23 protein-coding genes are annotated in these 25525 nt (G+C 63.9%); 2 read left to right on the top strand and 21 right to left on the bottom strand.

Annotation, left to right across the window (positions count from 1 at the left end; all coding sequences use genetic code 11):
* Positions 1-58 precede the first annotated feature (58 nt).
* Positions 59-1657, bottom strand: a complete 1599-nt coding sequence (scpC, locus tag KP004_RS01545; protein WP_216800640.1) for a succinyl-CoA:acetate CoA-transferase ScpC — start codon at positions 1655-1657, stop codon at positions 59-61.
* 715 nt (positions 1658-2372) lie between these two features.
* Positions 2373-4454: a methyl-accepting chemotaxis protein gene (locus tag KP004_RS01540; RefSeq protein ID WP_216800639.1), complete on the bottom strand. Its 2082-nt coding sequence runs from the start codon at positions 4452-4454 to the stop codon at positions 2373-2375.
* Positions 4455-4665: 211 nt separating this feature from the next.
* On the opposite strand from KP004_RS01540, the gene KP004_RS01535 reads away from it, so the two are divergent.
* Positions 4666-5106: a PAS domain-containing protein gene (locus KP004_RS01535; RefSeq protein ID WP_216800638.1), complete on the top strand. Its 441-nt coding sequence runs from the start codon at positions 4666-4668 to the stop codon at positions 5104-5106.
* Between the two features lie 73 nt (positions 5107-5179).
* On the opposite strand, the gene bfr is transcribed toward KP004_RS01535, so the two are convergent.
* The 9 genes from bfr to KP004_RS01490 all read right to left on the bottom strand — a co-directional run bounded on the left by bfr (position 5180) and on the right by KP004_RS01490 (position 14995).
* Positions 5180-5647 (bottom strand): bacterioferritin, encoded by a 468-nt coding sequence (bfr, locus tag KP004_RS01530; RefSeq protein WP_199387718.1) that lies wholly within the window; start codon positions 5645-5647, stop codon positions 5180-5182.
* A gap of 390 nt (positions 5648-6037) precedes the next feature.
* On the bottom strand, positions 6038-7318 hold the full coding sequence (locus tag KP004_RS01525; RefSeq protein WP_216800637.1) for a uracil-xanthine permease family protein: 1281 nt from the start codon (positions 7316-7318) through the stop codon (positions 6038-6040).
* A gap of 63 nt (positions 7319-7381) precedes the next feature.
* Complete coding sequence (gene upp / locus KP004_RS01520) at positions 7382-8011, bottom strand: uracil phosphoribosyltransferase (protein WP_216800636.1); 630 nt, start codon at positions 8009-8011, stop codon at positions 7382-7384.
* A 230-nt stretch (positions 8012-8241) separates the two neighbouring features.
* Positions 8242-9078 (bottom strand): rhomboid family intramembrane serine protease, encoded by an 837-nt coding sequence (locus tag KP004_RS01515; protein WP_216800635.1) that lies wholly within the window; start codon positions 9076-9078, stop codon positions 8242-8244.
* Positions 9079-9161: 83 nt separating this feature from the next.
* Complete coding sequence (locus KP004_RS01510; RefSeq protein WP_216800634.1) at positions 9162-10493, bottom strand: dihydrolipoamide acetyltransferase family protein; 1332 nt, start codon at positions 10491-10493, stop codon at positions 9162-9164.
* A 145-nt stretch (positions 10494-10638) separates the two neighbouring features.
* Positions 10639-11601, bottom strand: coding sequence for an alpha-ketoacid dehydrogenase subunit beta (locus KP004_RS01505; protein ID WP_216800633.1), 963 nt, complete (start codon positions 11599-11601; stop codon positions 10639-10641).
* On the bottom strand, positions 11601-12656 hold the full coding sequence (pdhA, locus tag KP004_RS01500; RefSeq protein WP_216800632.1) for a pyruvate dehydrogenase (acetyl-transferring) E1 component subunit alpha: 1056 nt from the start codon (positions 12654-12656) through the stop codon (positions 11601-11603). The genes KP004_RS01505 and pdhA overlap by 1 nt, the downstream gene beginning before the upstream one ends.
* Positions 12657-12722: 66 nt before the next feature.
* Entirely contained in the window at positions 12723-13406 is a 684-nt protein-coding gene (locus KP004_RS01495) for a TVP38/TMEM64 family protein (protein WP_216800631.1), read from the bottom strand.
* 62 nt (positions 13407-13468) lie between these two features.
* Entirely contained in the window at positions 13469-14995 is a 1527-nt protein-coding gene (locus tag KP004_RS01490; RefSeq protein WP_216800630.1) for a mercuric reductase, read from the bottom strand.
* Between the two features lie 251 nt (positions 14996-15246).
* Here KP004_RS01490 and KP004_RS01485 point away from each other — a divergent pair, with 251 nt between their 5' ends.
* Positions 15247-17817, top strand: a complete 2571-nt coding sequence (locus KP004_RS01485) for a sensor domain-containing protein (protein ID WP_216800629.1) — start codon at positions 15247-15249, stop codon at positions 17815-17817.
* A 111-nt stretch (positions 17818-17928) separates the two neighbouring features.
* On the opposite strand, the gene KP004_RS01480 is transcribed toward KP004_RS01485, so the two are convergent.
* The 10 genes from KP004_RS01480 to KP004_RS01435 all read right to left on the bottom strand — a co-directional run bounded on the left by KP004_RS01480 (position 17929) and on the right by KP004_RS01435 (position 25502).
* Positions 17929-18762: a hypothetical protein gene (locus tag KP004_RS01480; protein ID WP_239027025.1), complete on the bottom strand. Its 834-nt coding sequence runs from the start codon at positions 18760-18762 to the stop codon at positions 17929-17931.
* Positions 18763-18841: 79 nt separating this feature from the next.
* Positions 18842-18991 (bottom strand): lmo0937 family membrane protein, encoded by a 150-nt coding sequence (locus KP004_RS01475; RefSeq protein WP_183345221.1) that lies wholly within the window; start codon positions 18989-18991, stop codon positions 18842-18844.
* Positions 18992-19046: 55 nt separating this feature from the next.
* A complete protein-coding gene (locus KP004_RS01470) occupies positions 19047-19238 on the bottom strand; it encodes a Thivi_2564 family membrane protein (RefSeq protein WP_216800628.1) in 192 nt (63 codons plus the stop codon).
* Between the two features lie 157 nt (positions 19239-19395).
* Positions 19396-19575, bottom strand: a complete 180-nt coding sequence (locus tag KP004_RS01465) for a CsbD family protein (protein WP_216800627.1) — start codon at positions 19573-19575, stop codon at positions 19396-19398.
* Between the two features lie 207 nt (positions 19576-19782).
* Positions 19783-20073, bottom strand: a complete 291-nt coding sequence (locus KP004_RS01460) for a hypothetical protein (RefSeq protein WP_216800626.1) — start codon at positions 20071-20073, stop codon at positions 19783-19785.
* 128 nt (positions 20074-20201) lie between these two features.
* The gene (locus KP004_RS01455; RefSeq protein ID WP_216800625.1) at positions 20202-20852 is read right to left on the bottom strand and encodes a response regulator transcription factor; all 651 of its coding nucleotides are present in this window, start codon (positions 20850-20852) and stop codon (positions 20202-20204) included.
* An 18-nt stretch (positions 20853-20870) separates the two neighbouring features.
* Positions 20871-22811, bottom strand: a complete 1941-nt coding sequence (locus KP004_RS01450) for a sensor histidine kinase (protein WP_216800624.1) — start codon at positions 22809-22811, stop codon at positions 20871-20873.
* Positions 22795-23802, bottom strand: a complete 1008-nt coding sequence (locus KP004_RS01445; RefSeq protein ID WP_216800623.1) for an ABC transporter substrate-binding protein — start codon at positions 23800-23802, stop codon at positions 22795-22797. The genes KP004_RS01450 and KP004_RS01445 overlap by 17 nt, the downstream gene beginning before the upstream one ends.
* A gap of 289 nt (positions 23803-24091) precedes the next feature.
* Complete coding sequence (locus KP004_RS01440; protein ID WP_216800622.1) at positions 24092-24982, bottom strand: M48 family metallopeptidase; 891 nt, start codon at positions 24980-24982, stop codon at positions 24092-24094.
* A 10-nt stretch (positions 24983-24992) separates the two neighbouring features.
* Entirely contained in the window at positions 24993-25502 is a 510-nt protein-coding gene (locus KP004_RS01435) for an SH3 domain-containing protein (protein WP_216800621.1), read from the bottom strand.
* Positions 25503-25525 lie beyond the last annotated feature (23 nt).

The raw sequence follows: 25525 nt of genomic DNA, 5'->3' as shown, positions 1-25525 counted from the left end.
ACAAAAAAAGCCCCGCCGAATCCGGCGGGGCTTTTGTGCTGCTTGCGGCTGCGAGCTATTAGTCTTCGCAGAGGTCGATCTTCACATCCCAGTTCTTGAGCTTCATGGTGCCGTTCTTCTCAAGGTTGAGGTGCATCTTGAAGGCGCGATCCCACAGCTGCGGCTCGTGGCCGACCTTCCTCGCGAGGCAGTCCTTCTCGGCGATGTTAAGGTACTCGGTGAGCTGCGCCTTGTAATCCGGGTGGGCGCACTTCTCGATGATGCGACGGGCGCGCTCCTTCGGTGCCAGGCCGCGCAGGTCGGCGAGACCCTGCTCGGTGATGACGCAGTCGAGGTCGTGCTCGGTGTGGTCGATGTGCGAGCAGTGCGGCACGACGCAGGAGATACCGGTCGGGTCGGTCTTGCTCGGACGGGAGGACGGGGTGTGCATCATCTTCAGGAAGCCGTTCCTGAGGAAGTCGCCGGAGCCGCCCAGGCCGTTGATCATGCGGGTACCACCGACCAGGGTGGAGTTCGCGTGAGCGAAGATGTCGATCTCAACCGGGGTATTCATGGCGATGCAACCCAGACGACGGATCGGCTCCGGTGCGTTGGAGATGGAGAGCGGACGCAGGGTGATCTTGTCGAAGTACTTGTCCATGTTCTCGAAGAAGCGCGGGAAGCCCGGGCTTGCGGAGAGGGACAGCGAGCAGGAGGAAGCCGCGTCGAGCTTGCCGGAGTCGAACAGGTCGAGCATGGTGTCCTGGAGTACCTCGGTGTAGACGGTCAGGTTCTTGAAGGGGCCTTTGGCCAGGCCGCCGATGACGGCGTTGGCGATGGAGCCTACGCCCGACTGGATCGGGAGGAGGTTCTTCGGCAGACGACCCGCCTTCACCTCTGCGGTGAAGAAGTCGATGATGTGGTTCGCGATCGCCTCGGAGGTGTCGTCCTGCTCGGCGAAGGCGCGGCCCTGGTCACGCAGCTTGGACTCGACCACGGCGACGACCTTGCTCGGATCGCACGGGATGGAGGTGGAACCGATCCTCTCACCGGCGTGGGTGATGCCGAAGATCTGACGGTTCGGCGGGGTGAGCGGGGTCAAGAGGTCGTGGATACCTTCGAAGGAGGGCTGTCCGGTGTTCACCTCGAGGATGATCTTGTCGCAGATCATGAGGATCTCGGGGATGACGCCGCAGGAAGAGGTCGGCACCAGGGAGCCGTCTTCCTTGACCGCGGAAACCTCGATGATGGCGAGGTCGAGCTTGCCGCTCTCGGAGTCCTTGGTGTAGAAGCCGTAGCCCAGGTCCTGTGCGAACAGGGAGAGGTGCTTGTCGCCCATGCGGATGCGACCGGAGTTGATGCCGGCTGCGATGTTCTTGCCGGTCTGGTACGGCCAGCGGCGGTCGATCATGTCCAGAGTAGCCCAGCGGTCTTCGGTCTCGGCGCCGACGGAAGCGCCGATGAAGAGGTTGAACTTCAGCTTGCCCTGCAGGTTGTTCTTCTCCACGTGGTCAGCCAGGGCGATGGGCACCACTTTCGGATAACCGGCCGGGGTGAAGCCAGACCAACCAAGGTTCATCCCGTTCTTGAAGAACTCGATGGTCTGCTCGGGAGTCTTGACCTTGTTCAAAAGTTGTTTGCATTGTACCCGGTCTTGAAGTGTGCCGTACTCGGACATATCTGCCTCCTGTTTTGTTTTGATGTTTACAACGAAATCAGCGTAAAGCTGACAAATCACATGACTTTCAGCATCGCACCGGCACGGGATAAACACCTTTCCCAGCGCGTTTTTGCCTCTTTTTGGGAAAAATTAGAACCGGATTCTACTTAAGGGCGCCCATTGAGTCAACTAAAAACCCGTCGTGCCCGGTGCCGGTCTCTCAGCACCCCCAAAACCCCTATTCCAGCGCTGCGCGGCCGGTTACCATGGATCCAGGGGCAATGTATACAGTATGCAATCTAATCTGAACTTGCCGTTCACGTCAAGAATAAAAAGTTGTTTCGTGTGTCCCGAGACACCGGCTCAGTCCCGCGTGCGGAGGTTTATTCTGTTAAATTGGGTATTTTCATGAAGGGAAGAGCCAGGACACGGATAGAAATTTTTCTTTCTATTCTGCCGCTCTATGGGAGGGGACGGGGCCGGCGCGAGGAGGGCTCACGACCGTGTGAACCGTCGGCCGACCCGAAGCTGCGGTAGCGCCAGGCGCTGCCGCAGCGGCTACCGCCGGCAGCGCGTCTTACACAAAAATAAAACAAAAGGAGGGTGCCCGGCGGCTGCGCCCGAGCACCCGACGGACAGAAGACGGTGACCGGTTCAGGCGACGGGGACATCCCCAGCCTGCGCGAGCTGTGGGACGGAGCGGCCCTGCCGCTTGGCATCAAGGGCCACCGCGCTACTTGGCGAGGTACCCCAGTCGGACCGCGCCCCAGTGCCGGTTGTTCAGGATGATGGGGGTCGAGATGTCGTTCATGATCTCGCCGGTGTCCCTCATGTAGGTCTGCAGCAGGTACGGCTCCGTGTTCTGGGCAGCCTTCAATCCGGTCTTGTCGTCGAAGATGCGCTTGGTCCGGTTGTTGACCTTGTCCGTCTCCGGGTCGCCGGTCAGCGGCTTTGAGTAGCGCAGGTTGTGGCACGGCACATAGCCGTGGTCGTCGACGCAGATGGCGAAGAATATGGTCCCCTTGCGCGCCAGGACCTCCTCCTGGACCGGCCCGACGTACTGGTCGAAGAAGCTGTCGAACGCGGTGTGGTACTTCTGCGGCGAGGTGTTGGCAATGGGGCGGTAATTGCGGTCGAAGAGGTCGGACACGGAGATCTTCCCCGAGGCCACCCCCTGCTCGAGGGTCGCGGTCAGCTTGTCCCGCAGCTCGGTGGCGAGGCTCTTCATCTCGTCGTGCCGGTTGCCGACGCTGAACTTCCCGACCGTGGAGAAGATCTGCTCCGCCACTCGGGTCAGGTCGGTGAAGGCCCGGTCGCTTTCCAGCATGTCCTCGTGCACGCCGGAGGCGGAACTGGAGACGTTGTGGATCTTTTCGGCGATCTCGTTGGTGGTGGCGCTCTGCTCCTCGGTCGCGGAGGCGATCTGGTTGATGAGCTGCGCAGTCTCGCCCGCCAGCCCGAGGATCCGCTCCAGACACTCCCGGGCCGCCGCCGACTTCTCGACGCCGTCCTCGACGCGCCCCTGTTCCTCGGTTATGGAGCGGGCCGCCTCGCGGCTTTCGCTCTGGATGTTGGTGATGATCTTCGCGATCTCCTTGGTGGAGGTGGCGGTCTTCTCGGAAAGCATCTTCACCTCGTCGGCGACCACCGCGAAACCGCGTCCGTGCTCGCCGGCGCGGGCCGCCTCGATGGCGGCGTTAAGGGCCAACAGCTTGGTCTGGTCGGCGATGTCCTCGATGAGTACGATGATGTCGCCGATCTGCGCCGACGAGGTTTCCAGGCGCTCCACGGTCCCCAGGGTCTGCACCACGTTTTCGCGGATCAGGGTGATGGAGTTGCAGGCGCTGTCGACGACGCTCATGCCGCGGTTGGCCGCCTCGTCGACCTCCGAGGAAAACTCCGCCGCCTGGTGCGTGTTGCCGGCCACGACGTTGAGGGTCGCGGCCATCTCCTCGGTGGCGACCGCTACGGCCTCGGAGCGCTGCTTCTGGTCCGCCGCGGAGGTGACCGTCTTGGTGGCGCGGCTGGAAACCTGGCACAGCGAGATGGAGATGTTCTCGGCCAGATCGTAGAGCACCGTGATGGTCTCGCGCAGCTTCCGGACCAGGTGGTTGATGTGGCGCGCCAGGTCGCCGATCTCGTCGTCGGAGCGGACCGGGATCTCCTTGGTGAGGTCCCCTTCCCCCTCGGCGATATCCTTGAGCTTTTCGGAGAAGAACAGGATCTCCCGCATCACCGACTTCCTGAAGAAGAAGTACATCCCCCCCATCATGCAGACGAAGAAGATGCAACCCGCCCCGACCAGGAGGGCGATCATCCTGACCGCGCTCCGGTAGCCATCCTCCAGCGACGAGGTCAAAAGGACCGCCCCCAGGTACTTGTCCCCGGCATCGTGGCACTGCTGGCAGCGCTGTTCGTTTTTCATAGGGACCGCGGCGCGCAGCGTGTGGACGCCGGCAACCGTCTCGCGCTTCTCGACCCGCTTGCCGGTGGTGAAACTCTCGGCGACATCCTTGTTGACCGCCCCGGTCACCGGATCCTTCGCGTCCTTGCCGTAGACCTGGAGGTCAAAGCCGAAGTGCTGCTCTTTTGCCGTCTTGGCCAGGTTCAGCACCGACTTGGAGTCGTCTTTCATCATGAAAGCCGAGATCTCGTCGATGATGACGGAGGACATGGTACGGCTGTTCTGCTCCTGCAGCTTCATGGTGGAACTGTACTGGAGCCAGATGGCCAGGCACCCCACAATGGCGATCCCCACCAACAGGTTGATACCGATGATCGCCAGTATCTTGTGCATCAGCTTGTTCTTGAACATCACTCCTCCCAGATGGACGCGAAAGCCCTCAGTCAGTACTGTGACTATCGGCAAGATTTCGCACCATCTTTAGAAACAGCGTTTAAAATTATTGATATTTAATGCGTAATACTGTCACAGGGCGGAGAGACTCCCGGACTCTTTGATTTGCGTCAAAAGCCGGCAGTGCAAGGGATGGTATCATTGATACAAAACAGCAAGGGAGGCGACCATGAACGAGATAGACCAACAGGAGCTGTACCGGCAACTGGTCCAAAACTGCAACGACGCCATCATCTTCTCTGACAGGGACGGTCTGATCCGGCTCTGGAACAAGGGAGCGGAAGAGATGCTGGGGTTCACTGCCGAGGAGGCACTGGGGCAGTCGCTGGACATCTTCATCCCCGAAAACCAGCGCCCCCGGCATTGGGAAGGGTATTATCGCGTCATGGAAACCGGCACGACGCGCTACGCCACGGAGTTGCTGGCAGCACCGGCCTTGAAAAAGGACGGCTCGCGCATCTCGACCGAATTCTCCATGACCATCATCAGGGATGCCGAAGGAAAGGTCGCCGGGACCGTCGCGGTAATGAGGGACGTGACCGCGCGGTGGCAAAAGGAGAAAGCGCTGCGGGCGCGCCTGGCCGAACTGGAAAAGGCACAGGGGGCCTAGCGGCCGCACGAAAAGAGGGCGCCGGAATGATCCCCGGCGCCCTCTGTCCCCCCTCGTACCTGCGCTGTCGGCGTCAGCCGACCTGGTCCACCAGGTAGTTCTGCACCCCCATCTGCGAGATCTGGTCGAGTTGCGCCTCGATGTCGTCGATGTGGTCCTCCTCCTGCTTCAGGATCGATTCCAGCAGTTCCTTGGTCCCGTTGTCGCCCAGCTCCAGCGCCAGCTTGATGCTCTCGTTGTACCCCTTGATGGCGCTCTCCTCCAGGGCATGGTCGAACTGGTGCATCTTCGGGATCTCCCCGCCGATGTGGATCGGGTCCAGCCTGCTCACGATCGGCCTCCCCTCCAGGAACAGGATCCGCTCGATCAGCTTTTCCGCGTGCTTCATCTCGGTGATGGCACGCTCGCGGATGGCGGAGTAGAGCCTCTTGTAGCCCCAGTTCTCGCACATCTCGGCGTGCACCATGTACTGGTTGGTCGCGGTCAACTCCTCCGCCAGGCGTACGTTCAACTGCTCGATCACCCTCTCGTTTCCCTTCATGGACGACCTCCTTTTTTGGCGGCCCGACAGCTGCGGGCGCGTTCGCTTCCGGCAACCGAAAGGGTGCGCCGGCAAACCTGGTTAACTTATTCTAATTTCAAACGGATTAGATTATACCTGTGTCGGCCGGGTTGGCAATTCAGGAAAGAAGCTCATTGGGAGTAAGGATAGGACAAAGGCTAATCTCTAACGCCAAGGCGCCAAGGCGCGGAGACGCTAAGAGAACTTCTGGCGGGAACGACAATGAGACGTAGCCCGGCACGGGGCCGGACGGGCGAATGATTATTCGCCCCTACAGGGTCGGCACCGGCTCGCTGGACCGGGACAAAAAAAACGCCATCCCAAAAGGCGCGGGACGGCGTTCGGTATTACGGCAGCTGCGACAGAGAGCTACGCCACGGTCTCCTCGGGCTCTTCCTCGACGGCGTCGCCACCCATCGGCGCGGCCTCCCCTTTCGGGAGGAGCAGGTTCAGCAGGATGGCGGCGATGCCGCACAGGCTGACGCCGTGCAGATGCTGGCCGGCCACGTTGATGCTGAGCCCGCCGATGCCAAAGACCAGCACCAGCGAGACGATGACCAGGTTGCGCGGACGGTGCATGTCGACCCGGGCGTGGATCAGGGTGTTGAGGCCGACCGAGGCGATGGAGCCGAACAGCAGCATCATGATGCCCCCCATGACCGGCACCGGGATGGACTGTAAGATGGCGTTGAACTTCCCGAAGAAGGCCATGACGATGGCGAAGCCGGCCGCCCAGGTCATGATGACCGGGTTGTAGCAACGGGTGATCATGACGGCGCCGGTGACCTCGGCGTAGGTGGTGACCGGCGGGCCGCCCACGAGCGCCGCGGCGCAGACCGCGAGACCGTCGCCCAGCATGGTACGGTGCAGGCCCGGCTTCTCGGTGTAGTCCTTGCCGGTCACGGCGCCGATGGCGACCACGTCACCTACGTGCTCGATGGCGGGGGCCAGGGCGACCGGGATCATGAACAGGACCGCGGACCAGTTCCACTCGGGGGTCACGAACTTGGGGACCTCGAGCCAGGGAGCCGCGGCGATCTTGGAGAAATCGACGAGGCCCAGGAAGATGGAGACCACGTAGCCCACGGCGACGCCGGAGAGGACCGGCAGCAGGCGGAAGATGCCGCGGGCGCGCACCGCAACGGCTGCGGTGGTGGCAAGCGAGATGCCGGCCACGAGGAGCGCGGTGTTGTAGTCGACCAGGACGCCCTTGCCGTCGCCGGTCTTGCCCATGGCCATGTTGACCGCCACGTTGGCAAGTCCAAGGCCGATGATCATGATGATCGGACCGACCACAACCGGCGGCATGATGCGGTGCACGAAGTCGGCGCCGCGCAGGTAGATGGCGAGTGAGAAGGCGAGGTAGAGCCAGCCGGCGGCGAAGAGCCCGCCCATGGTCGAGGGGAGCCCCCAGGTCTGCACGCTGTAGATGATGGGCGCGATGAAGGCGAAGGAGGAACCCAGGAAGATGGGGACCTGGCGCTTGGTGCAGAGCTGGAAGATGAGGGTGCCCATGCCCGCGCCCAGAAGGGCCATGCTCGGGTTGAGACCGGTGAGGATCGGTACCAGCACCAGCGCGCCGAAGGCGACAAAAAGGATCTGCGCGCCGGACAGCGCCTGGCGCCAGACCGGATCTTTTACTTCAGACATGCAATAGACCTCGCTTGGAAAATGATACGGAGGGAGCACCCCCGCTAAGGTACGGCAGGGGCGCTACTTGGTGCCGAAGATCTTGTCGCCGGCGTCGCCGAGCCCGGGCAGGATGTAGCCGTGCTCGTTCAGCCGCTCGTCGATGGCGGCCACGTAGATGTCGATATCGGGATAGGCGGAACTGATCTTGCTAAGTCCCTCCGGTGCGGCGACCAGGCAGAGCACGCGGATCTGGCGGCAGCCGTTCTTCCTGAGCATCTCGATGGTGGCGGCCATGGAACCGCCGGTGGCGAGCATGGGGTCGATGATCAGCGCCAGGCGCTCGTCCAGCTTGCCCACGAAGCGCTCGAAGTAGGTGTGCGCCTCCAGGGTTTCCTCGTTTCTGGCCAGTCCCACCACGCTCACCTTGGCGTTGGGGATCATGTCCAAAACCCCTTCCAGCATGCCGATGCCGGCGCGCAGGATGGGCACCACGGTCACCTTCTTCCCCTTGATCTGCTGGATCTCGATGGTGCTGCCGTCCCAGCCGGTGATGGCGCGGGACTCCAGCGGGAAATCGCGGGTCGCCTCGTAGGCGAGCAGGCAGGCGATCTCGGCGGTGAGCTCGCGGAACTTCTTCGTGCTGATGCCGGACTCCCGCATCAGGCCAATCTTGTGCTTCACCAGGGGGTGGTTTACTTCGTGGACGCTCATCTGCCTCTCCCGTCGAAAATTTTGGTCATACCATACCGGATTTTATGACTGGAAACAAGCAGTTACGCATTAGACGAAGCCAATCGGGGCGGCGGCGGTTTGATAGCGGCAGACAAAGGGCGGGGCGGGAAATCCTCGCGGGTGGCACCACCGCCGACAGGGCGGAATTCGCCCCGGCTGTGACGACGGACCGGCTGCCCGACGAGCCTGCGCAGCGGGGGGAAACGGGGTCAGAAATTGCGGTAGGAGAGAACCAGCACGCCTTTCCAGGTGCCGTAGGCGAGGACGGCAACGGTGAGGAGCAGGCAGAACAGCGCGGCCGCGTGGTGCAGCGCCGTCTCGCGGCTCCGCTCCCGGTAACCCAGCAGCTTTGCCGCGATGATGCCGCCGACGATGCCGCCGCCATGCCCCCAGTTGTTGATGCCGGGCATGATGAGGCCGAAGACGACCAGGCTGATCAGCCAGCCGCTCACCTCGCGCGACACGGCCTGGCCGTAGTTGCCGCCGCGGCTTTTACCGAAGTAGAACAGGGCGCCGATCAGGCCGCAGACCGCGGCCGAGGCGCCGATGGTGAAGGGGACGCCGGCCAGCACGGAGAGGAGGTACCCCGCGATGCCGCTTACCGTGTAGATGACGAACATGCGGCTCGCGCCGAACTCGGCGCAGACCCAGGGGCCGATCTGCCGCAGCGCCATCATGTTGAAGAGGATGTGCAACGCACCGCCGTGCAGGTAGTTGGCCGAGACGAGGGTCCAGAGACCGAACCGGTACACGGGGTAGGTCCCGGTGGCGCCCAGTAGCGCGAGGCTGTTGTCGTCCGGGGATAGGAAGCCGAACAAGCCGCCGCCAAGCGAGGTCCTGCTGGAGATCAGCAGCGACAGGAGATAATAGGCGACGTTGGCGACAATGATGGCGTTGATGACAAGATAGCCCCCCCTGTCGCCGCGGATCACCTCGATCACCCTACCGCCGGAGCGCGGCAGGGCGGCGCCGCACCAAAGGCACGAGGAGTACCTGGCGTCGGTGGCGCGGCCACATTCGGGACAGGTTATGGAAGGATGAGCCATGGGATACCTCGGGGCAAGATTGCGCGCCCCACTCTACCATTTTCATTGAATAAAACAACAAAGAGGTTGCAGGGGTGGCCAGCCTAGCCGCAGTCCAGGAACAGCAGGGCGGGGTCTTCCAGGTAGCGCAGCACCTTCCCCAGGAACCTCGCGGCGTCGGCGCCGTCGGTGGCCCGGTGGTCGAAGGTGAGGGAGAGAGGGAGGATCTTCCTGATGGCGATCTGCCCCCGGTGCACCCAGGGACGCTCCACGATGCGCCCGAAGCCCATGATGGCGACGTCGGGCCAGTTGATGATGGGGGTGGCGAAGGTGCCGCCGAAGTGCCCGTAATTGGTGATGGTGAAACTGCTTCCCTTCAGCTCATCGAGGGCGATCTTCCGTTCGCGGGCCTTGCGCCCCAGTTCCTGGATCGCCTGGGCCAGCTCGATGATGCTCTTCTTGTCCACGTCCCGGATTACCGGAACCATGAGACCTTCCGGCGTGTCCACGGCGATCCCGAAGTGGTAGTGGCGCTTCAGCACCAGCTCCTGCGCCTCGTCGTCGATGGAGGCGTTCAGCAGCGGGTGCTCCTTCAGCGCATGCTGCACGGCCTTCATGAAGAAGGGGAGGAAGGTGAGATGGGTGCCGCGCGACTCCACCTCCCCCTGCTCGCGGATGCGCATCTCGAAGATATCCGTAATATCAACCTCTTCCATGCTGGTCACGAAGGCGGTGGTCCGCTGGGAGGCGGCCACGTTGCGGGCGATGGTGCGACGCAGGCCGCGCAGCGGCACCCGCTCCTCCGCCCCGGCGCCCCCCATGACCTTGGCTGCCGCAGGGAGCTGGCGCTCCAGGTCCTCGGGCCTGATGCAGCCGCGCGGCCCGCTCCCCTTGATGCTCCTGAGATCGATGCCGCGCTCGCGCGCCAGCTTGCGCACCATCGGCGTCGCCAGCCCGTCGAATTCGCCGGAGCCTGCCGCGGCTTTGGCCGCCGGGACCGGCACGGCGGGCTCCCCCGCCATGCCGGCCGTTACGGGATGTGGCTCTTCCTCCGCCTCCGGGAGGGATCCCACGATCCCCACCGAGGCCGGCCGCGGTGCCTGCGCCTGCGCCTGCGCTTGGGGTGCAGGTTGCGGCCGCGCTTGCTGCTCCGGCTCTCCCTGCGCTTGGGACAGCGCCTGCGACGCCGGTTCCGCCTGGCGCTCCGCCAGGCTCAGCAGGGTCTCGCCCACCTTGACCGTCTCCCCCTCCTCATGGCGCAGTCCCGACACGACGCCCGAGCGGGGCGACGGGACTTCCACCACCGCCTTGTCGGTCTCCACCTCCAGCAGCGGCTGGTGCTCGCGGACCTCGTCCCCCTCGGCGACCAGCCAGCGGCGCAGCTCCACCTCGGCGATCCCTTCGCCCAGGTCCGGAAGTTTGAAGTCGAAAGCCATGCGTAATTCTCCTTGAAATCCCGTCCGTCCGACGTCCATGGCTCCTCCCCCCGGAGGGGGGAGGTTGGGAGGGGGGGAAGGGTTGCGAGAGCCGCTGCGGGCCCCCTCCCTAACCCTCCCCCTCCGGGGGAGGGGACAGTAAGGGCTAGTACTGCAGCACTTCGTCCAGGGCGCTCCGGATCTGCTGCAAACCGGGGAGGTAGTGGTCGATCAATTTCGCCAGGGGGACCGGGACGTCCGGCGCGGTCACCCGCAGGATGGGGGCGCGCAGGTGCAGGATCGCCTCCTCGGCGACGGTCGCCGCTATCTCGGCGCCGAAGCCGCAGGTCTTGGCCGCCTCGTGCACGATCACGAGCCTCCCGGTCTTCCGCACCGAGGTGACGATCGCCTCGCTGTCAAAGGGGTTCAGGGTCATGAGGTCCAGCACCTCCGCGTCGTACCCCTCGACCGCCTTCAGCACCCGCTCCAGCATGCTGCCCCAGGCCACCACGGTGAGCGAGTTCCCCGGTCGCGCCACCCGGGCCTTGCCGAGTTCCACCAGGTACTCCCCTTCCGGCACCTCCTCGCGCAAAAGGCGATAGAGCCGGGTCGGCTCCAGGAACAGCACCGGATCGGGATCGCGCAGCGCCGCCAGCAAGAGCCCCTTGGCGAGGTAGGGCCCGGAAGGCACCACCACCTTCAGCCCCGGGACCTGGCAAAAGAGCGCCTCGGTGCTCTCCTCGTGCAATTCCGGCGCCTTGATACCACCGCCGTACGGGGTGCGCACCACCAATGGGCAGCTGTAGCGGCCGCGGGAGCGGGAACGCAGCCGGGCGGCATGGGCGAAGAGCTGTTCGAAGGCGGAATAGGTGAAGCCGAGAAACTGGATTTCCGGCACCGGCCGCAGGCCGTAGGCCGCCATGCCGATGGCCGCCCCCATGATGCCGGATTCGCACAGCGGGGTATCCAGCACGCGCTCCCGGCCGAAGCGCTCCAGGAGCCCCTCCGTGACCCGGAACACGCCGCCGTCGCGTCCCACGTCCTCGCCCAGCAGCAGCACCCGGTCGTCGCGCGCCATCTCCTGGGCCAGCGCCTGGTTGATCGCCTGTACCATGTTGAGCTGGGCCATCAGCGCACCTTCCTTTGCCCTGCCTGGCGCGGGGTCAGCGTGGCGAGGACCTCGTCGAAGAGTTCCGCCGCGGCGGGCGGGGGCGCTGCCTCCATCTGCGCCACCCCGGCATCGACGGTGGCGGCGGCCTGCGCCGCGGCCTCCTCACGCTTTTGCGGGGTCCAGAGCCCGCGCCCCTCCAGGAAACGCTCCAGGCGCAGGATCGGGTCGCGCGCTGCCCAGAAGGTGACCTCTTCCCCGGAGCGGTAGCGTCCGGCATCGTCGGCGGTGGTATGGTCCGCCATGCGGTAGGTGAGACATTCGATGAAGGTGGGGCCGGCGCCGCTTCTGGCCTTTTCCACCGCCTCGCGGGTGGCCCGGTACACGGCGAAGACGTCGTTGCCGTCCACCTGCACGCCGGGGAAACCGTAGGCGATGGCTTTCTGCGCCAGGGAAGCGGAGGCCGTCTGCCCCTTGAGCGGGATGGAGATGGCCCACTGGTTGTTCTGGCAGATAAAGACCAGGGGGAGGCTGAAAACGCCGGCGAGGTTCATCGCCTCGTGGAAGTCTCCCTTGGAGGTGGCGCCGTCGCCGAAGTAGGTAACCACCGCCACGGGGTCGCGCCGGTAGCGCGCGGCGAGGGCCGCCCCCGCGGCCTGCGGGATCTGGCTCCCCACGGCGACGCAGAAGGGGAAGATGTTCAATCCCGGCGGCACCTTCTGGGACCGCTCGTCGCCGCCCCAGTACTGCAGCAGTTGCGGGATCGGGTAGCCCAGTGTCAGGTGCGCGCCCATCTCCCGAAAAGAAGGGAAGAGCCAGTCCTTGGAGGTCAGGGCGAAAGCGCTGCCGACCTGGGCGGCCTCCTGCCCGCGGATGGGGGGATAGGTGCCGATACGCCCCTCGCGCTGCAGGGCCACGGCGCGCTCGTCGAAGATGCGCGAGAGCAGCATCAGCTCGTACAGGCGCCACATCTCGGCGTCGGAGAGTTCCGGCAGCAACTCCGGGTCCGTCTCCCCCTTCTCGTTCAGGACTTCCAGGCGTTTGATCTGAAAATCGGCAAGCAACACTTCCGGCATGGCACGCTCACTTATTAAAATGGGAGGTCGGCAATTAGGAGAGTGTAAACGGACACTTGCAGTATGTCAAAAGCGATTCTGCCGTTGTTTCAGCTTACCGTAAAAGACCGGTACCAGGGCGAACAGCCCCAGGAGGGCAAAGGAGCCGAGCACCCTGGGCGAGGCGACGTCGGCAAGGGAATCGATGGCGGCGAGGCTCGCGCCGGCATTGACGAAGACGAAGCCCCCCGGGATGATACCGACCAGGGTCCCCAGCACGAAGACCCGCAGCGGCAGCCGGGTGAGGCCTGCGGCGAGATTGATCAGGAAAAAGGGAAAGAGCGGCACGAGCCGCAAAAACAGCAGGTAGTTCCAGCCGCGCTGCTCGAGCTCGCGGTTGAGCCCCTCGAGCCGGGCGCCGAACCGGCCGGCTACCGCATCCCTGAGCAGGTAGCGGGTGACCAGGAACGCCAGCGTCGCCCCGATGGTGGCGGCGCAGACCGCGTAGACGGTCCCGGCCAGCACCCCGAAGAGCGCGCCCGCGGCCAGCGACAGGACGGCGGCGCCGGGGAGGGACAGGGCGGTCTGCAGGATGTAGATCGCCATGAACAGGGCGACGCTCGTCCCCTGATGTGCCGCGTAGTACCCTGCGAGGGCCTGCCGGTTCGCCTTGAGCGCCGCCAGGGTGAGGAAGCGCTGCAGGTCGAGATAGAAGAACAGTGCCGCGGCGCCGGCGGCGGCCACGACGATCAGCATCTTTTTCAGGTTCATGGGGTTTGATGGCTCCTGCGGCGGTAGAGTATGCAGGTTTTAACATATCCGCGCCCCGGGCGTTACCATTTTCTTTGCCAGCAGAGCCAGGCGCGCAGGATCCGCTGTACCAGGGGGGTGAGCCGGCGGCGCTGGTAGGCGTCGGCAAGTTTGCGCCACGATTCGGACTGGGTGGGATAGGGGTGGATGGTGTTGCCGATGGCGGCAAGACCGAGCCCGGAGCCGATGGCGAGGGTGATCTCGCTGATCATCTCCCCAGCGTGCCGGGCCACGATGGTCGCGCCCAGGATGCTGTCGCTCCCCTTCTTCAGGTGCACCCGGGCGAAGCCCCGTTCCTCGCCGTCCAGGACGGCGCGGTCCACCTCCGTGAAGGGGACCGTGAGCGTGTCGACCTCGATGCCGCGGGCGGCGGCATCCGCCGGGTACATACCCACGTGGGCGACCTCGGGATCGGTGTAGGTGCACCAGGGGATGGTGAGCGAGGTGTGCTTGCGGCGCCCCTTGAAGAGCGCGTTGGCGATCACGATGCGCGCCTGGGCGTCCGCCGTGTGGGTGAAGCGAAAGCGCGAGCAGACGTCACCCGCCGCGTAGACCCGCGGGTTGGAGGTCTGCAGGGTTTCGCTCACCGTGACCCCGTTTCGGTCCCAGGCTATCCCCGCCGCCTCGAGCCCCAGCCCCTCGATGTTGGGGGCGCGGCCGGCAGCGACCAGGATAGCCTCGACCGGGACCTCGAACCGCGCGCCTTCCCGCTCGAGCTGCAGGACTGTGACGCCGCCGCGTCGCTCCACGGCGATCGCCTGCGTCCCCAGGTGCAGCGCGATCCCCTCGCGGCTAAAGGCATCCCGCAGTATGGCGGCGGCATCCGGGTCGTCGCGGCCAAGAAGCTGCCCCCCCGGCTCGACGAGGGTCACCGTGGACCCGAAGCGGGCGAAGGCTTGGGCCAACTCGCAGCCGATCGGGCCGCCCCCGATCACGGCCAAGGTCGCCGGGAGCTTCGTGAGCGAAAAGACCGTCTCATTGGTGAGATATCCCGCCTCCTCCAGCCCGGGGATCGGGGGAACGGCGGCGCGGGCGCCGCTGCAGAGGGCGGCACGGGCGAAACTTAGCTCAGCGCCGGCCACCTCGACGCGATCCGCCGCGATGAAGCGCGCAGCTCCGAAGAAGACGTCGACGCCAAGCTCGTCCCGGAAGCGCAGCGCCGCGTCGTGCCGTCCGATATCCGCCCGCAGGCGCCGCATCCGCTCCATGGCCGCGCCGAAATCAGGGTCACCCCCCTCGCCCGCACCGGCTCCGAAGGCGGCGCCGGAGCGGGCATCGAAGACGGCGCGGGCGGCATGCAGGAGCCCCTTGGAAGGAACGCAGCCGACGTTCAGGCAGTCGCCGCCCAGATAGCCTCGCTCGATGAGGGCGACCCGTGCCCCCAGCCCGGCGGCGCCCGCAGCGCAGACCAGCCCCGCGGTCCCGGCACCAACGACCACCAGGTTGTAACGACCCGACGGCTCCGGGTTCTGCCACCCCTTAGGATGCACCCTCGCCGCAAGCAGCCGGTTTTCCTCGGTATCAGGCAACACTTCCAGGTCATCGATCATGCGGCGCGTCCCGTTTTAGCTGCCGTCCCCGGCAACATGCTGAAATACCGCCCATTGAGGGGGATGAATGAAGCTTCGTTTCGATAATTCCCGGTGCACTTTTGCTCCTTTTCCCTTATCATTTTTATCATAATAAACGCCGGCCGGGCGGTCCAATTAGAAGTGCCGCCGGCGGCGCCCTGGCAATGGTTCGAAATCACAGCACCGACAGTAGCCCCACAACTCATTTGGCCGAAAACACGGAGGAGCCCATGAGCGGAGCAGTAGGGACGAAGAGCAGCCCCAGGATTCGTTCCGAAAAGAGCAGCTCGAAAAAGGTCGCCAAGGCGGCGCGCCTTCCCGGCAAAGATCTTGCCGCAGAACTCAAGCTGTACACCGACCTTTATGAGAACGCGCCGGTTGCCCACCTCACCCTGGACCGTTTCGGGGTGATCCACGCCGTCAACCTTACCGGGGCGGAGATGCTCGGGGTGGAGCGGGCCTTCCTCCTCGGGCGTAACTTCGCCGACCTGTTCAGCGAGAGCTCGCGCCCTCCCCTGGCCGAGTTTTTCGAACGCCTGCTCGCCTCCAACCAGAGAAGCTCCTGCAACGCACTCCTGTCCGATGCCGGCAACGCCCTGCAACAGCTGAGGATCGAAGCGCTTCCCTGTCGCGACGGCTCCGAGATCAGGCTCGCCCTGATCGGTATCACCGAAAGCGAAAGGGCCGCCAAGGCGCTGCAGATCTCCGAGGCGCGCTATCGGGGTCTGTTCGAGGCAGCCAAGGACGGCATCATGCTCGTCGATGCCATGACCGGCGAGATCTACGATGTCAATCCGTTCCTCATCGAGATGCTGGGATACCCGCGGGAAGAGTTGGTGGGGAGGCTACTCTGGGAAGTCCCGCCGCTGTCGACAATGGCGGCCGGCGAAACCGAGTTCGCCGTGCTCCAGCACCGCGATTACCTGCACAACGACGACCTGCGCCTGGTCACCCGCGACGGCCGCAGCTTGATCGTAGAGGTTGTCGTCACCGGCTACCGCATCGACCGGAGCAAGGTGCTGCAGTTCAACATCCGGGACATCACCGTCCGCAAGAACGCCGAAGACGCACTGCTGAAGAGCGAAGAGCAGTGCCGCACCATCGTGAGCAACATCAACGAGTACGTCTACAGCGTCCGTTTCGAGGACGGAGACATCAAGTCCGTCTACCACAGCCCCAAGTGCCTGGACATCACCGGCTACAGTCCGGAGGAGTACTACCGGGATCCCCTCTTGTGGTTCACCATGATCCACGAGGAGGACCGCAACCAGGTGGTCCAGTTCCTGAACAGCATCTTCGCCGGCGAAGACCAGGACCCGATCCGGCACCGGATCGTGCACAAGGACGGCTCGATACGCTGGATCCTCAACAACTGCGCGGTGCAGCGCACCCGCAAGGGGAACCGGGTCACCATCTCGCGCCTGGACGGCTTCATCCTCGACATCACCGAGATCAAGCGCGCCGAGGAGAACATCTTCTTCCTCGCCCACCACGACCCGCTCACCAAGCTGCCCAACCGCAGCACCCTCTACGCGAGGATCGAGGACGTCCTCAGGGTGGCCCAGAAAACGCGGACCAGCGTGGCCCTTTTGTTCCTGGACATCGACGGGTTCAAGCAGATCAACGATTCCATGGGGCACGACGTGGGGGACCGGCTGCTGCAATCGGTAGCACGCAAGCTTGGTGACTGCACCCGCTCCTGTGACGTGGTGGCCCGGTTGGGCGGCGACGAGTTCGTGGTGGTGCTCTGGGACTGCGGGGCAAACCAAACCAGCGTCGTGGCTGAGAAGATCGTCAACGCCGGGTTCCCGTTGCAGGGAACCAACGTAGTCGTGACCCCCAGCATCGGCATCAGCCTCTACCCCGAGGACGGCAAAGATTACCTGGCCCTTTTGAAGCACGCCGACATCGCCATGTACCACGCCAAGAAATGTGGCGGAAACAACTTCCAGTTCTTCACCCACAAGCTGAACGAGATGGCGCACGAACGCTTCGCCCTGGAAGCCGAGTTGCGCCACGCACTGGAACATGAGGAATTCGTGCTGCACTACCAGCCCAAGGTGGACCTCGCCACCGGCCATTTCCGCAGCATGGAGGCCCTGATCCGCTGGCAGCACCCGGTACGCGGCCTGATCATGCCGGAGCATTTCATCCAGATCGCCGAGGAGAGCGGCCTTCTGCACCAGATCAGCAAGTGGATCATCCCGACGGTGTGCCGCCAGCTCCGGCAATGGCAGCAGCAGGGACTGGGGCAGGTGTCCGCCGCGGTCAACCTCTCGGCGAGCTTCTTCCAGCACCGCGACTTCGAGGAGACCATCGAGGCTTCGCTGCTGGAAACCGGGATCCCCCCGGAGTCCCTGGAACTGGAACTCACCGAGGCGACCATCATGAGCGACCCGCAGCGGGTGCTGGGGAGCATGGCGGCCATGAAGGCGCTCGGGCTCCAGCTCTCCATCGACGATTTCGGCACCGGTTATTCCAGCCTCAGCTATCTGAAAAAACTGCCGGTGGACAAGCTCAAGATCGACCAGTCCTTCATCCGCAACATCGCCCGGGACAACGACAATGCGGCCGTGGTCCGGGCGGTGATCAGCATCGGGCGCAGCATGCAGCTCAAGGTGATCGCCGAGGGGGTGGAAAACGCCTCGCAGCTCGCCTGGCTGCAGGCCGAGGGGAGCGAGGAGGCGCAGGGGTACTATTTCAGCCGCCCCGTGCCGGTGCAGAAGATGACGGCTCTGCTCAAGGAAAACGCGAACTTCCTGCACAACCCGCGGGGCCGGATGCAGGCCAAACAGCTCTAAAATATGCGCCCCGGTGGAGGGTAAAAAAAGAGGCCGGCGCTGGAAAAACTTCCCAGGCGCCGGCCTCTTAGTGTCTCGTGTCCGGTACGGCACGCGCCGCACCGTTACCGGTCAATCCTCGTCTTCGTCCTCGTCGTTGTTCCAGCCGTGGTCGTCGTCATCGTCATCGTCGGGGCGATCCATCTGTTCCGGCGGCATCGGCCCCATCCTGCGCATCATTTCCCGATGGTTGCGCTCCATCTCCTGCGTCATCTCGGCCCGTTGCCGTACCATCCTGGCAACGATCTCGGCGAGCAGGTCCACCTTTTTCTCACGCGGGGCCTGCTCCATCTCGCGCACCGGCGCCGCGAGCTCGGCATCCTGTCCCTTTACCTTCTGCAGCATGCTCTCCATCATCATACCGTGTCCGGGAAAGCCGCCGCGCCACCCGGCTCCGGCGCCTCTCCCGGGGGCGCAGCCCGGCGCACCGCAGCCGGCCAGCATCGGCTCGACATGCAGCTTCACCTGGTCCGAGTCGATGCGGTCCTGCCGCACCAGCTCTTCCAGCGCCCTCAGGTGGGTCTTCACCTGTACCAGGTGCTCGTCCATCATGCGCTGCCGATCGGGTGGCACCTCACCCACTACGGCGGAACGATACTTCTCCATCTCCTCGACGCTGCGCCGCATCTCCGCCACCGCCGCCCGTGCCAGTTGCGGCGAAACCGTAGTCCCTTCGTCCGCTGCCGTGGCGAGGAGACGGGCGAAGTTGGCGACGTTTCTGTGATACGCCATCATCAGCAGGTGCTGCGGGGAGCGCATCATCTGGCGTCCCACGGGCCTCTTCATGATGTACCCCGGGGAACCCGGCACGGCGTCCGCCATCTGCGGCATCCCGCCCTGGGCCGGATCGGCCGGACCGGCGGCAAAGGCCGGCAATGCGACAAGAACTGCGACTGCGGTCAACATGATTTTCACTGGCGATCCCCCTTTGCACCGGTTCGAGTCGGGGGCGTGCCCCGGCCCTGTCTTGCGGCAACGCCACTGATCACAGTGGCCTGCGTCCCTGTATCAGGTTCAGTATAACGATGATGATGGCAATAACCAGCAGCAGGTGAATGAATCCACCCAGGGTGTAGCTCGTCACCAGCCCAAGCAGCCACAGTACCAGAAGTATCACTACGATGGTCCAAAGCATCTCTGCCTCCTTTGGAAGCCTTCCCATGCCTGCGGGAGCCCCCTCGTGCCTGTTGTCACTTCCCCACCCTGAGTTTCGTCAGGTTGCCCATGAGTCCGAAAACGTTCAAAAGCCAGAGCACTACCACGATGACGACGACCGCGTTCAGTATCGACTTGATCGATCCGGCCATGGGGATGTAGGTGTTCACCAGCCACAGCAGGACCCCGACCACGATCAGCACCAGTACTACGTGTACCAAGGGCATGTAAGACACCTCCTCTTTGACCGACCGTCCGGTTTCACTCCCATAGCGCCGCGATCACCAGCAGAGCGACCGCAGCCACCACCGGGGCATCGCGGAAACTGCCGCGAAGACACCTTCTTCAGCGTGGTTTCCACCCGGTGGCAGGCCAGGTGCGGCACTATTTCTCCAGTTTTTTCTCCGCCTTACCGACGTTCTTCTCGACCTTGCCGGTGATCTTTTCCCCCCTGCCCTGTTGCTCCATTGAAACGTTGCGGGTGGCCTTTCCAGCCGTTTCTTTTACCTGTCCTTTCAACTCATGCATTTTCCCTTTGCCTTGCTCTTTCGTACTCGGTTTCATGACGTACCTCCTGAGCGATGCTCTTGTGCCTCGAAGGTGCAGGTTGCATGGTGACTGCGGTCGCTCTGCTGGCGATCGATGGGGCGCTGACAGGAGAGATGTGAATATTATTAGATTTTGTTAATTTACAAACTCGACAAGTTTATAGGGAGCTGCTGTGGTGTCAAGCAGGGAGGGACGGGAACAGCGGAGGAAGGCGCGGGGAGGTTATTTTTTATGTTTGGGGGAAGGAACCAGGAACTTGGCGTGGTCGGGGTGGCGGCACAGGTACTGGTGGCCGAACGACATGGCGTAGGGGCAGGAACGTTTCCTCGCCAGGCAGATGGAAAAAGCGGGGACCAACGGCTGGGTGCCGCAGGAAGCGTCGCCGGGCTGCCCGCCCGCGGCATCGACGGAGTCACGCACCTCCTCCGGTTGAGCTGCACTGAGATCGACGAGATTCTCTGGTTCGGACGTGCTGTTTTCCCGGACCTGTTCCGGTTCGGTGTTCGTGGGCATTTCCTGCTCCTGACGCGCTTCTGTTACTCAGACGACGCCAGTATGCGTTTAACTGCCCCCGCAAATAAATAGGTCAATCGGCAGCTCCCACTGCGGCATATCACATGCCCGCCCGAGGCGGGCTGTCATCACTTCAAAGAGGTCAACCCCTGGCGCACCGCATACTTGGTCAGCTCCGCGACGCTGAAGAGATCGAGCTTCTTCATGATGCTGTGGCGCTGGTTTTCCACGGTTTTGACGCTGACGCCGAAGGCGAAGGCGATTTCCTTGGCGTTGGAGCCGTTGGCGATCAGCTGCAGGATTTCCCTCTCCCGCGTCGAGAGGTTCTCATAGGTGGCGGGTACATCCTCGGGAATCCGCTGCAGGTATTCCTTGATCAGCAGCGTGGTCACCCGCGCGGGCAGGTAGGTCTCGCCGGCGGCGACGGCGCGGATCGCGGTGGCGAGCTCGGAGAAGGCGGCGTCCTTCAGCACGTAGCCGTTGGCACCGGCCTTCAGCACTTCGACCACGAAGCGGCGGTCCGACTCCATGGAGAGCGCCAGCACCTTGACCTCGGGGAAGGCGGTGGTGATGCTGCGGGTGGCGTCGATCCCGTTGGTGTCCGGCATGGAGATGTCCATCACGATGATGTCGGGGCGCTCCTCCCGGGTCAGGCGGATCGCCTCGGCGCCGGTCCCGGCCTCGGCATTCACCATCATGTCATCCTCTTTGTCGATCAGGGCACGCAGGCCCTGGCGCACAATGGCGTGATCGTCTGCTATCAAAATCTTCATCTTCATCTCTGCCCCCTTTATCAGCTAAATCCCCAGCGGCACCTTGATGGTGGCTACGGTCCCGCCTGTATCCTTGTTGGTGATGGAAAAACTCCCGCCCAGATGCTGTATCTTCTGCCTCACGTTGGCGAGCCCGAAGCCGCCACTTCTGCTCTCCGCCGTATCCTGCTCCTCACGGTAGCCGACGCCGTCGTCGTCGACCGCAATCACCAGGAACCCGTCCCGCCGGGACAACGCGACCCGGCAGCGCAGGGTGCCGGCATGCTTGATCACGTTCAACATCAGCTCGCGGACCGCCTGGAACACGGTGGAACGGATCTCGTAGGGCAGGGTCTTATCCGTGCCGTCGTCGCTGAACTCCGCTTCCAGCCCGAAATCCGCATGAAGTTCCTCGCCGAGCCAGCGCAGGGCCGCCTCCAGGCCGGCGCTGGCCAGAAGCGGTGGGCGGATCTGGAAGGTGAGCGACCTGATGTCCTGTATGGTCTGCTGGACCAGTGCTCCTACCGCTTCGGCCTCGATCTCGCACTCGCCGTCGTGAACGGTGCTTGCCAGGGCGTCCAGCTTGAGCTTGGCCAGGATGAGCCGCTGCCCGACCTGGTCGTGCAGCTCGCTTGCGATACGGTCGCGCTCCCGTTCCTCGGCCATGGCCAGATCGAGGGACATGGCCTGAAGCTTCTGCTGCTGGGCCAACAGCTCAATCTCCACCTTCTTGCGTATCTCGATCTCCTGGACCAGGTGCTCGTTGGTGAGCTGCAGCTTCGCTGTTCTCTGCTGCACTTCCTCCTCCAGGTGCTGGCGGGCCCCGGCCAGCATCTGCTCGGTCAGCTTCCGTTCGGTGATATCCAGTACCACGCCCATGACCCCGGTCACCTCCCCTGCCTCGGTGATGAGGGGCTGGTAGCTTGCCAGCCAGTGGTGCAGTACCGGGTCCGTCGGATCAACCCTCCCCTGCACCTCCACATTTAGGACGCATTCACCCCGCTCCAGGACCGGGCGCCACGTCTCCATGATCCGGGCCGCGACCTCAGGCGGCAGCACCTCGTCGACGCGGCGCCCCACGTGCTCGCAGATGCTCTTACCGTTGAGCCTGGCCAGGTGTTCGTTGAGACGCACGTAGCGCAGGTCGCGGTCGACGACGAAGAGCCCCACCGGGGTGTGGGTGTAGATGTTGGCCAATTCCTGCAGCTGCATCCGGTAGCGTTTCTCGCTGTCGTGCAGGGCCTGGGTGTACTCCCGGATCCGGGAGGTCACGCTGTTGAAGAGCCTGGCCAGTTCCGCCAGCTCGTCGTTCCCCTCGACCTCGATGCCGTGGCTCAAGTCCCCGGCCGCGATGACGTCGGCGCCCCGTTTGATGGCGGCCATGCGCCGGTGCAGCACCCGGTTCAGGAAGGCCGAGTTCAGGATGGTCACCAGCGCCATCAGGACCACGAGCAGCAGGGTGAGGTAGATCATCCGGTCGCTGGCGCTCTGGACGCGGTCCCGGGCATACTGCTGCAGGTTCACCGCCTCCTGCTGCAGGGCCGAATCCCTGAGCATGATCTGGCTGTAGAGTCGGCTGGCGAACTCGTCGTGATGCGCCACGGCCGGATCGGCGACAGGGACCCGCCGCATCTGTTCGACCAGGCGCTTCGATATCTGCACCGAATCGGCCAGATCGAGCCGGCTCCTCTCCAGGATCTGCTTGGCGGAGGGGTCATCAACCTGCGGCAGCCCCTGTGCCAGCAGGCGGGTGGCTGCCTCGTTGAGTGCGAACCACTGCTCCCTGGCGCGCTCCAGGCCGAAGAGGAAGTACTCGTCGCGCATGGTGACCCGGTGGAACACGGTGGCCTGGATCTGATCAGCCACGACGTGGTTGCGCTCGGTGACGGCCAGCTCCCGCGAGGACCAGGCCAGTAGCCCCGTCACGATCACCAGCAGGGTGAAGGAGAGCAGCGAGATTATCCTGAGTCTACGGGCGAAGGTCACGTTTCAGCACCTGCAGTTCGACCGCCTCGGGCTTCACCGACAAGAGCGGACGCGGGTCGATGTACTCCAAGTAATTGGGCATACGGGCCTCACGCACGAGGCCGAGCTTAGCGACCCAGCGCGTCTCATCCTCCAGCGCTATCAGCAGCGCGTGATCGAGGGTTACCTTGTGCGAGCTCTCGCTCCAACACTCCGAGACCACGGGCTCGGGAATGTACGAGGTGGAGGCCACAATGGCCTGGGCCTCCCCGGGATGGGCGGAAGCGAATTCCTCTGCGCGGACCAGGGCGCGCAAAAGCCGCCGCGCCGTCTCCTGGTTGGCTGCCACATAGGCGCTCTTCCCTGCGATAACGAAGGTCTCGGTATAGATATAGGGGTCTTTGAAGACGACACCTCTGCCGCCAAGGCTCCCGGTGATGATCTTCCCGATGGGGCTCCAGGTGGAGACCGCGTCAACCTCGCCGGAGAGGAGGGTACCCTGCATCAGCTCCGGGGGCACGGAAACCGGGACGACATCCTCGATGCTCAAGCCGTTGGCGATAAGAAAGGACGAAAGGAACATGTGGGTGGTGGTTCCGGGGATGACCCCGACGCGCCGTCCCTTCAGATCGCCGGGGCGAACGACGCCACTTTTACGGTCGGCAATGATGACGTGATTGTTGTTCGAAGTGAAGATACTCGCCAACAGAGAAAGTCTCTCACCCTGCAGGGCCGCGAAGGTGACCGGTGTCTGGGCGACGGTGGCCAGATCCGCCTTCCCATCCAGCACCGCCTGGAGGGCCTCTTTGCCGTAGCCGAAAGTGTGCGCTTCGACGTTCAGCCCCTCTTCCCGCAGGAAGCCACGGGCGACGGCGATGTGAACCAGCGCGCAGTCATGCTGGGTGGCATAGGCCAGACGCAGAGGGAGGGGCGCCCCCGTCTGGTGCTGCACGGGGCGCTGACATCCGGCCAGGCACAGGCACAGTATCACTATCAGCGCGGCTCTCAGCATCCACTCCTTTAGGTCCGGCGCAGCTTGTGCGGGGTCTATAGACGGCTGCCATATGCTGCCAACTGTCATTGCCGGGGCGACTTCCAGTCTTTGTCACATGATATAGTAAGCAAATATATGACAGGTGGCTAACAAAGTGCAATTAATTTTACCATAGTCTGGGCAATTGTACCCATGTCTCAGAAAGAAGAAAGAACAACAAAAAGAAAGGGCAGGCTTTTTGAGCCTGCCCTTGCCACAGCGATGACAGTAATCGTTCCCCGTTGTCGGGGCTATGACTGTCTTCACATCACTTGGATGCTTTGCCACCCTTGGCCGGTTTCACGTACTTCGCGAACCGCGCCGGCAGCTTCACCGAGCCTGCCGAGGGGTACTTGGCGAGCTGGGCCGAGAGCCTGGCGATACGCTCGTCCAGCGGCGGATGGGTCGAGAACCAGGAACCGTTCTTCGCCGCGGTTGCCTCCTGCTTCTTGAGCTTTTGCAGCACGCTCACCAGGGCGCCGGGGTCGTAGCCGGTGCGGTAGGTGGTCTCCAGCGCCGCCTGGTCCGCCTCGTACTCCATCCCCTGGTCCAGCCCCTTGTCGAACAGGGTGTTCTGCAGGTCGCCGACCATCGATTCGAACTGCTGCCCCTTGCTCCCCTTCATGGTGGCGGCGGTGATGGCGCTGGCACCCTGCAGGAACTGGGCGCGGCGGATGCTTTTCAGCGCGTGCTTCTCGGCCACGTGCCCCACCTCGTGCGCCAGCACCCCGGCGAGCTCCGCCTCGTTGTCCAGGACATCGAGGAGCCCGCGACTGATGAAGACGATGCCGCCGGGGGCGGCGAAGGCGTTCTGTACCGGGCTGTCGAGCACCACGAAGCGGTACGGGATGGTGGAGCGCCGGCTGTTTCTGGCCACCGCGTTCCCGACCAGGTTCACGTACTTCTGCAGCGCCTCGTTCTGCACCGGCTTGCCGAAGCGCTGCATGCTGTCCAGGGCGAGGCTCTCGCCTACGGTGCACTCGGTCTGGTAGGTCATCTCCTGCGACGAGGAGAGTACCTGGGTGGCCCCGGAGAGGATCTTCCCTTCCTTGGAATCTGACTTCATCAGGTTGTTGAGCGTATCCTGCCACCCGGCGTGGGCCTGGGCCGCAACCAGGCAGGAGAGCGCCACCAGCGGTAAAAGACGTAGTTTGTTCATGGCTCCCTCCTTACTGGGCATACTCGCCGATTTTACCTTCCTTGAGGAAGGCATTGACCTCGTTGTTGGACACCTTGCGCGCCAGGACCTTGTCCAGCTCCTTCTTCAGGGCCTCCGGCGTGCCATGCTGCTTGGCGTACGCGGCGGTCTCCGGGGAGAGGCCGCGCACGCTGCGGGCGCTGTCCGCCTTGGCGGTGTTGATCTGGCTCTTCTGCATGCTGTCGCCCAGCAGGCCGTCGCCGCCCGCGACCTCCGCGACCGGCTGGGTGTCGGAAACCCGTCCCGCGTAGACCCACCCCTCCTTGCCGTCGGCGGTCTGCACCTTGAGCCAGCGCCCCTCACCCTCTACGAGGGTCAGCTCAGCGCCCACCGGCAGGTCGGCCAGGTTCGGCGCACTTACCGACTGCTCTTTCTTGAGGGTGGTCCCCTCGCTCACCACCCAGCGTTTCTCGGCGCCGAGCGTCTGCCCTGCGCACAGGGTCAGCAGCAACAGCGCGCCGCCTAAAACTCGCTTCTTCATGGTTTCACCTCCGTGAATCGGCC

Source organism: Geomonas oryzisoli (assembly GCF_018986915.1).
GTDB classification, from domain to species: domain Bacteria; phylum Desulfobacterota; class Desulfuromonadia; order Geobacterales; family Geobacteraceae; genus Geomonas; species Geomonas oryzisoli.
Note: the sequence above shows the minus strand (reverse complement) of the source record. Positions and strands in the feature narration are given on the sequence as shown.